At 66.4% G+C, this 8,910-nt stretch carries 6 protein-coding genes; 1 reads left to right on the forward strand and 5 read right to left on the reverse strand.

Annotated elements, in window-relative coordinates; genetic code table 11:
• A partial coding sequence (locus HMPREF1138_RS00075; protein ID WP_009054995.1) for a choice-of-anchor M domain-containing protein occupies nucleotides 1-2,289 on the reverse strand: 2,289 nt, incomplete at its 3' end.
• A gap of 139 nt (nucleotides 2,290-2,428) precedes the next feature.
• Between HMPREF1138_RS00075 and HMPREF1138_RS00080 the strand changes: the two genes are divergently transcribed.
• Nucleotides 2,429-3,244, forward strand: coding sequence for an exodeoxyribonuclease III (locus HMPREF1138_RS00080; protein ID WP_009054989.1), 816 nt, complete (start codon nucleotides 2,429-2,431; stop codon nucleotides 3,242-3,244).
• An 82-nt stretch (nucleotides 3,245-3,326) separates the two neighbouring features.
• Here the strand turns inward: HMPREF1138_RS00080 and HMPREF1138_RS00085 are convergent, their stop codons facing one another.
• The 4 genes from HMPREF1138_RS00085 to HMPREF1138_RS00100 form a co-directional block, all read right to left on the reverse strand.
• Entirely contained in the window at nucleotides 3,327-4,130 is an 804-nt protein-coding gene (locus HMPREF1138_RS00085) for a serine hydrolase domain-containing protein (protein WP_009054992.1), read from the reverse strand.
• Complete coding sequence (locus HMPREF1138_RS00090) at nucleotides 4,127-4,909, reverse strand: TetR/AcrR family transcriptional regulator (RefSeq protein WP_039936202.1); 783 nt, start codon at nucleotides 4,907-4,909, stop codon at nucleotides 4,127-4,129. The genes HMPREF1138_RS00085 and HMPREF1138_RS00090 overlap by 4 nt, the downstream gene beginning before the upstream one ends.
• A 75-nt stretch (nucleotides 4,910-4,984) precedes the next feature.
• The gene (clpB, locus tag HMPREF1138_RS00095) at nucleotides 4,985-7,597 is read right to left on the reverse strand and encodes an ATP-dependent chaperone ClpB (protein ID WP_009054984.1); all 2,613 of its coding nucleotides are present in this window, start codon (nucleotides 7,595-7,597) and stop codon (nucleotides 4,985-4,987) included.
• 124 nt (nucleotides 7,598-7,721) lie between these two features.
• Nucleotides 7,722-8,384, reverse strand: a complete 663-nt coding sequence (locus HMPREF1138_RS00100; RefSeq protein ID WP_050981211.1) for a YbjN domain-containing protein — start codon at nucleotides 8,382-8,384, stop codon at nucleotides 7,722-7,724.
• Between the last annotated feature and the right edge of the window lie 526 nt (nucleotides 8,385-8,910).

Consider the following 8,910-nt stretch of genomic DNA (forward strand, 5'->3'; position numbering starts at 1 on the left):
AACCGTCGGGGCGGGCGCCGGGGTGGGCTCGGGTTCGGGCGTGGGGGCGGGCCCGGGCGAGGGAGTCGGCACAGGCTCGTCACCCGGGGTGGGCGCGGGCTGCTCATGATGTCCGCCGCGCACAATCACTGTGAAGCTCTGCGGCTCGGCCAGCACGCGCTCGCCACTTCGGGCCCCGACCTCGATGCGGTAGGTGCCGGGCGCGGAAAACACCCAGTTGCCGTGCATATGAGTGGCCTCGGTCGTGTGGACCACGCCGTCGCCCTTGGTGGAGTCGAAGTGGACTTTCGCGCCTGCACCGAAGGTGCCGCCCTGGAAGAATGCGACCCGCGCACCGGCGGGGGCCTGCGCAAGATGCAGGGTCAGGTCGGCACCCTCGGGCAGGGCCGCGTAGTCGATGCCCTCGGTGGACAGGCCGGGCCACACGATGTCGCTGTTCTGCGTCTCGGGGAGCACGTAGGTGGCCGCACCCACCGGCCCGAGCACGTCGTAGCTCGGGCCGGACAGGGACGCGGGGCGCACGAAGCGCGCGTTGGGGGCGACCGCCAGGGTGGTCGATCCCAGGGTGCGCAGCACGGAGGTGCGCGCGTTGGTCAAGGAGTCATCCTTGACGGCGAGCCCGTAGGTGGTTCCGTTCTCACCGGTCGCCTGGGTCAGGCGCACGTCCAGGTGGCCTCGCGCGATCTCGACGGGGTCGGAGAGCAGGGACGAGGCCGGGTCCGGCGTCGCGTCGTTTCCGCCGTTATCGGGCGCTGGAGCAGGCGCGGGCGTCGGGTTCGGAGCGGGTTCCGGCTCCTCGGGGGCGGCGACGCCGTCGCGCATCTTGAGCATGGCGGTGAGGCCGACGTGCTCCCCGACGGTGACGTCGGAGGCGTCAGCGACGGTCATGACAGCGTCGGAGAGGGGGTGGGGGCGCAGGATGACGCGCATGTACATGGGGTCGGACTGGCATACGCCAAGGTCCTGCTTCTTCGTATCTACGCCGCCCGCTCCGAGGGTGCCCTCCATGGAGCACCAGGGGCTGAAGTCGTACTTGGATTCGAGGAATTCGATCTTGTAGGTGGCGCGCAGAGTCGGGTCTGCCGCGCGCACGGTGGCCGTGTACTGGTCGGTCGTACCGGGAACGAGGTCGTAGGAGACGTCGACGCGGCGCGAGGAGACGGGCAGGTGGTCGGGGTTCCACACGGGCGCAGGATCCGGGTTGGAGGGGCCGAGGATCGTGTCGCCTCCACCAACCGTCACTGGCTCGGTGTCCTTTTGAGAGTACTGGGCGGGCTGGGAGATCCAGCGTGCCGAGGCGGAGTCGCCGGGGATGTAGATCGCCTGGACCGCGGCTGCGTCGGCGCCCAGGAGCTCGGAGACGGTCGCGCGGCCGCCTTCGACGACGGCCTCGGTCAGGAAGTAGCCGTTGACGGTGATCCATGCGCGCCCGCTATCGGTGGCGACGCCCGTGTCGATCGTGATGTCGGTGAGGTGGTTGTCGCCGGGGTGGGCGCGCTCCGCGTGGTGAGACAGGGTGAGCGTCGGGGCGGCGGCGTTGCCGTCCGCGCGCTCGGCGCGGGCGGAGTTGTAGGCGGCCTCGATGTCCTTGATGGTGCCGTCAGCGGGGTTCGCGCCGCCGACCTGCCAGACCAGCGGGGTGATCGGCGAGGAGTAGATGGCACTCCCGTCGGCGCTGCGCGCAGTCATCTTGTAGTTCGCGACGTAGCGGCCGGGCTGCGTGAAGGTCGTGTACAGGTGCGTGTGGCGGGGGTTGTAGACGCTGCGGTAGGCGGTGTCATGGCTGGAGAGGAAACGGTTGACGCTGTCTCCGTTGTCGATGAACATCTCCATGCGCCCCGGGCCATCGACGCTGATGAGGTCGAGGGTGTAGGTCTCACCCTCGAACTTGTCGGTGTCGCCGATCTCGCCGGCGCCCAGGCCAGCCCAGATGGGCGTGTTGCCGGGGCCGGGGTTCTGGGGCGCGGCGCTGAGGACGGTGCCCTCGGCGCCGAGGAATGACAGGTCGGCTCGGCCGGCGGGGACGACGAGCTGCGACTTGGCCTCGTCCTTTTCGCCGGTGCCGGTCCAGGCCTTCGGGATCCACAGGGCGGTCTTCTCCATCGGCATGTTGATGGTGTTGAGCGAGAAGCTGTTGGTGTCGTCGTGCCAGACGGGGATGGGTGCATCGACGTGTTGTCCGGTGACGATCCATTCCTTGTCCTGGTCGGGTCCGGCCCACGCAGCGGCGGGGGTCAGGGCCAGGAAGAGAGCGAGCGCCGCTGTACTGATGCGTCGCAGGTATGACATTCGGGTGCCTTTTCTAGCTATGTTGCAGGTGAGAATCATTATCACTCTAAATAAAGCCTCACACAACTCACACCCATCGCGCATGTTTCACGCGTGTTTCATGCAGCCACTCCCCCGACCCACCGATAGGCTCACACCCATGAGATTCGCGACCTGGAACGTCAACTCCATCCGCACGCGCGTCGACCGCGTCATCGCTTTTCTGGAGCGCTCTGGCACGGACGTGCTGGCCATGCAGGAAATCAAGTGCCGCCCCGACCAGTTCCCCGTCGAGCCCTTCGAGGCGGCCGGCTACCACGTTGCCATCCACGGTCTCAACCAGTGGAACGGCGTCGCCGTCGCCTCGCGCCTGCCGATCCTCGAGGTGCAGGACCACTTCCCCACCCAGCCCACCTTCGGCGAACCGCCCGTCGTCGAGGCCCGCGCGCTCGGCGTCACCATCGACACGACCGACACCCTCCCCTCCCAGGATGGGCAGGCCTCGTCGATGACGATCTGGAGCCTGTACGTGCCCAACGGCCGCGAGCTTACGCACGCGCACTACGCCTACAAGCTCCAGTGGCTCGCAAACCTCGCCGAACAAGGGCGCGGCTGGCTCAAGGACCCCACAGCCCACATCGCCCTGGTCGGTGACTGGAACGTCGCACCCCTGGACGAGGACGTGTGGGACATGAGCGTCTTCGAGGGCTCCACCCACGTCTCGGCCCCCGAGCGCGAGGCCTTCGCCGCCTTCGCCGCGGACGGTTGGGTCGAGGTCACGCGAGGCCGCGTCACGAACTACACCTACTGGGACTACCAGAAGCTGCGCTTCCCGAAGAACCAGGGGATGCGCATCGACTTCGTCTACTGCTCGCCCGCGCTGGCGGCGCGCGTGAGCGGCGCGCAGATCGACCGCGACGAGCGCAAGGGCAAGGGCGCCTCCGACCACGTGCCCGTCATCGTCGACGTCGACTGACACGCGACGCGGCGCCGGCAGCGCTCAGTCCGCCAGTACAGGTCGAGGCCTGGGTCTGCGCCCAGGCCTCGGTCCCTCGCGCTCAGGCTCGCTCGCGCGCGAGGCGCAACAGCTCCGAGTTGAGGGCCGACCAGTTGTCGCGATGCCACGCCCCGAAAGGCTCCGCACCGACGAAGGCGGCGGCGGCCCGAAGGTCGCGGTCCGCCCACACGAAGGAGCCGGATTGACCGAAGTGCCCGATGGTACGAGGGGAGGCATCGGGGGCGGTCCAGTGCGGCGACTTCTCGCCGCGAATCTCCACGCCGAGGCCCCACGGGCAGGGGGTGAAACGCCCGTAGCCGGGCGTAACTCCGGCGAGCGCAGGAAACTGGGACAGGCCGGCGAGGGCTGCCAGCGGCGCGCTCACCAGGGTCGGACGCGCGAGCTCCGCGCCGAAGAGGCTCACGTCCATCGCCGACGCGACACCCGCGTGCGCGGGGCTGCCAGGAATATCGGCCGACACCATGCCGAGCGGCTCAAAAACTGCCTCGCGCACCCATTGGGCGACGCCTACGCCGGTCGCGACTTCAAGGACCTCGCCGAGAATATCGAAGCCCTCGTTCGAGTAGATCCGGCGCTTCTCGGGAGCCGCGACGGGGCGTCGCCCCTCGAAGGGCAGTCCCGAGGCATGGGCGAGCAGGTGACGAACCGTCGACCCCTCGGGGCCCGCCGGATCATCGAGGCCCACGAGCCCCCGGTCGACGGCGACGAGCGCAGACCACGCGACAATCGGCTTGGTCACCGAGGCGAGCGGAAAGACGCGATCGACGTCGCCATGCGAATAGACGATGTCGCCCCCGACACGAAGGACGAGGGCGACATCGAAGGACGGCAGGGGGCCGATCACGCGGTGGCCTCCGGGGCGGGCGCAGCTTCAGCGGCCGCCGTGGTCTTTTCGCTGATCTTGCGCAGCGTGCGCGCGTAGACTTCGGCAACCTCCTCGGGAACCGAGGCCCCGAGCTGGAGGACGTAGTGGGCGGGCAGGTGCAGGAGCTGCACACACACGGCCAGGAAGTCCGCGACGAACTCGCGAGCGTCGATGGGCTCGTCGTTGTAACGAGCCGACACGACGGAGCCGTACCAGTAACGAATCAGAATCTTCGCCAGCGTGCGAGGCGTGGTGCCGATGTCAGCACCCTCCTCGTCGACGAAGTTCTGAATCATGACGGTCAGAGCTTCCTCCATCTGCTGCGTGCGGTACTTGTAGTGCGCGTGAGCGGGGTGCGCCTCCGAGGAGGACTCAGCCCACAGGACACAGTCCAGGGCGATGGCCGCGTCGGCGCCGGGCTTCATGGCGAAGCGCATCTCGCCGACCGCCCACTCGACGAAGGACCCGGCGGTGATGCCACCCTCGTCGAAGCCGCCCTCCGCCTCGTCATTAATGGTGACGTCGAAGAGCGCGTTCATCTCTTCGTGACGCTGGATCGCGCTGCGCAGGATCGCTTCCTTGGAAGGGAAGTGATAGACGACGGCGGGGTGCGAAATACCGACTCGACGGCCGAGGTCGCGCAGAGAGAAGCCGTTGTAGCCTCGCTCTGCAATGAGGACCATCGCTGCCGAGAGGATGGATTCACGCGTCGCCTGTCCTACGGAATAGGCTCCACGGGCCTTCCTCTGGGTTGTCATATCATCTCCTGCTGTTGCGGACGTCACATACCGCTAGTCCGAAATACACACTGGTATTCAGTGTAGCGCGCAATCTCAGGGTTTATCAACATTCATGACAAGCCCGTCGAACGATCCATTAATGTCAACTGTCACATTCTGACCGTCCTGCACGTCGCCACCAAGCAGCAACACGGCCAGCCGATCGCCGATCTCGCGCTGAATCAAGCGGCGGAGCGGACGCGCGCCAAAAGCGGGATCGTAGCCCGTTCGGGCTAGCCAACCGCGAGCAGGTTCACTAACTGTCAAGTTTATCCTTCGATCACGCAGCCGCGCCTGGAGCGATGCAACCAGAAGGTCAACGATCTCTCCAAGATTTTCGCGGGACAAAGCGTCAAACATGACAGTCTCATCCAACCTATTGAGGAATTCAGGCCGGAAACTCGCCCGCACGACAGACATCACGGCATCCCTCTTACCCTCTGCTGTCAAATCAGGATCCGACAGGAACTGGGAACCCAGGTTCGACGTGAGGATCAGGATCGTGTTCCGGAAGTCAACCGTGCGCCCCTGCCCGTCGGTGAGACGCCCATCATCGAGAACCTGGAGAAGAATGTCGAAAATCTCAGGGTCAGCTTTCTCCACTTCGTCCAGGAGGACCACGGAATACGGCCGACGACGCACAGCCTCGGTCAGCTGTCCACCCTGCTCATAGCCGACATACCCCGGAGGGGCACCCACCAAGCGGGCGACCGAGTGCTTCTCGGAGTACTCGGACATGTCGATACGCACCATGGCGCGCTCGTCGTCGAAGAGGAACTCCGCGAGTGACTTAGCCAGCTCGGTCTTACCCACGCCCGTGGGCCCCAGGAACAGGAAGGAACCGGTCGGACGATTCGGATCCGACAGCCCCGCGCGGGAACGTCGAACGGCGTCCGACACGGCGCGCACGGCGTCCTTCTGCCCGATCAGGCGCTTGCCCAGCTCGGCCTCCATGTGGAGGAGCTTGTCGGTCTCAGTTTGCAGGAGTTTACCCGTGGGAATTCCCGTCCACGCCTCAATGACCTCGGCGATCTCGGCCGGACCAACCTTCTCCGCGATCATGGGCTCTTCGTCGCTGCGAGCATCTTGGGCCTCCGCCTGCGTTTCCGCCTCGGCGATCTGGCGCTCGACGGCGGGAATCTCGCCGTTCTGCAGACGACCGGCTTCCTCCCAGCGCCCCTCGCGCACGGCGAGTTCGAGCTGAGTGCGCAGCGTGTCGAGCTGGACACGCAGGTCACCCACACGGTTATGGCCGGCCTTCTCGGCCTCCCAGCGCGCGGTGAGGGCGCGCAGCTGCTCCTCACGGTCCGCCAGGTCTGCGCGAAGCTTACTCAGGCGATCCTGGGTCGCCTCGTCGAGGCCCTCCGGGTCGGACTCGGTCAGGTAGGACTCCTCCATGCGCAGGCGGTCCACGCTGCGGCGCAGCTCGTCGATCTCCACCGGGGAGGAGTCGAGCTCCATACGCAGACGCGAGGCGGCCTCGTCGATCAGGTCGATCGCCTTGTCCGGCAGCTGACGCCCCGTGATGTAACGATTCGACAGGGTCGCGGCGGCCACGAGCGCACCGTCCGAGATCGTCACCTTGTGGTGAGCCTCGTACTTCGGAGCGATGCCGCGCAGGATCGCGACCGTGTCCTCGACGGAGGGCTCACCGACGAAGACCTGCTGGAAGCGGCGCTCGAGCGCCGGATCCTTCTCGATGTTCTCGCGGTACTCGTCGAGCGTGGTGGCACCCACCATGCGCAGCTCACCACGGGCGAGCATGGGCTTGAGCATGTTGCCCGCGTCCATCGCTCCCTCGGAGCCGCCGCCCGCACCGACAACCGTGTGCAGCTCGTCGATGAAGGTAATGATCTGCCCGTCCGAGCGAGCGATCTCAGCGAGGACGGCCTTCAGGCGCTCTTCGAACTCGCCGCGATACTTGGCTCCCGCGACCATCGAGGAGACGTCCAGCGAGATCAGGCGCTTGTCGCGCAGGGACTCGGGGACGTCACCGGCGACGATGCGCTGGGCCAGACCCTCGACGACGGCAGTCTTGCCGACGCCGGGCTCGCCGATGAGGACCGGGTTATTCTTCGTGCGCCGGGACAGGACCTGGACGACGCGGCGGATCTCGTTGTCGCGTCCAATGACAGGGTCGAGCTTTCCTTCGCGTGCGACCTCGGTCAGGTCGCGGCCGTACTTCGACAGGGCCTCGAAAGAGCCTTCGGGGTCCGCCGAGGTGATCGGCTCGGGTCGCAGCTGGGCCAGGGCAGCGCGCAGCGCGTCGGCCGTGGCCCCTCCCTGAGTCAGGATGCGCCCCGCCTCAGTGTCCGAGGCGGCCAGCGCGATGAGCAGGTGCTCAGTCGAGACGTACTGGTCGCCCGACTGCTCCGCGAGGCGGTCGGCCTCCTGGACGGCGGCGAGCAGTGCGCGCGAGGCCTGGGCGGAGCCGGCGGACGCACCCTGGGCGCTCGGCAGGGCCACGAGGGCGTTACGGGTGCGCGCGCCGATCGCGCGCGCGTCCGCGCCCACGGCCTCGAGCAGGGACAGGGCGATGCCTTCGCGCTGCTCGATGAGGGCCTGCAGCAGGTGGATGGGTTCGACCTGCGGGTTTCCAGCCGCCGAGGCGGACTGGAGCGCGGAAGCGACGGCTTCCTGCGCCTTCGTTGTCATCTCACGTGCCATGAGATCGTTCCTCCAAATGGTTCATACGTGTCGCGCCGACCGTTCTCGGCGCCTCTGGTGAACACAACGAACCCAAAGTTGAGTCTATTCCACTCAACTTAAAATTTATGAACGAGGCCGCAACTCAGTCCTCGGGAAGCCAGGCGGGACCGCCGAAGCCGCGCTGATGCCCATCAGCCGGACCAGAACTATCCGAATCCTCAACCCCGTAGCGCTCCTCGAGCGCACGGAACAGCTGGAGCGTCGTCGCCAACGCGCACATGACCTGCTGCACCAGCTGCGCATCCGTCGCACCGTACTCGTAGTCGCCATTCACCTCGGCGACGACACGATCACCCTCAAGCTGCTCCGCCACGTAGGCCTTGGGCCACAGGAACTCCCCGTGCCACGCCTGCAGGAAGTCGCGCAGGTCATCCCCGTACTCAAGAGGAACGAGCTGCTTCATGAACGCGACGATCGAAAGCACCTCGCGAGAATCGCCGAGGAAGCGGAAGCAGAACAGATGCCCCTCCCACAGCCCGCACAGGTCTCCATCGTTATCGATACGCCAAGCCCAGCCCTCAGAATCGAAGAGGAGCCCCAGTCGCTCCTGCGTGATAGGCCGGACCATATCGAAACGATTGGCCTCAAACTCCGAGTTACCCGTGGCGATTCCTTCCGCCGACGTTGCGCTACTACTTTTCCATTGTCCCATATCAGAGCGGATATCGTCCGCCGATTCGGCGCGGCGCGACGCATCCTCGCCGTCGGTTCCACCGTCGGCATCCGCCCGCCATAGCCAGCTCATGATGCTTCCCCTACTCATATCCATCGTTCATGACGCGCCACTGCGTCGATACTTCGGGGGCGTGAGCGCGTCGGCCGCTCCCGTGTCTGCTGGACCTGCACACACCCATCGGCCTCCTTCCTCGCTCACCACGTCGTGTCATCAGCGTGTGTATCACTACACCTTCACAGTAGCGCAGAATCCGCGAAATACCAATGGCCACGGGGCCTCGCAGGCCCCGTGGCCACGGCGCGCACACGCTCCGAGCAACCATCGTCGCAGCTCACCCGGGGGGAAATTGACACAACAGAAACATCTGTCTATTACATCACATTTGCGCACTGCTCTTGCACGACGAGTCACTTTGGGCTAAATAGCCCCTCCTTGGGCGTCGCCCAAGCTCGCCTGCGGCGCCGCTTCGTCCGCCGACGCATCCGGCTGAGCGGAGGCAGGCGGCATCCACTTCGCCCCGGGATCGCGGGGAGCCGAGGGCGCCCCCATGGCGTTCGGGGCGCCGGGAGCGCTCGGCGCGACCCCAACGGTCGGA

The organism is Actinomyces sp. ICM58, assembly GCF_000283035.1.
GTDB lineage: Bacteria > Actinomycetota > Actinomycetes > Actinomycetales > Actinomycetaceae > Pauljensenia.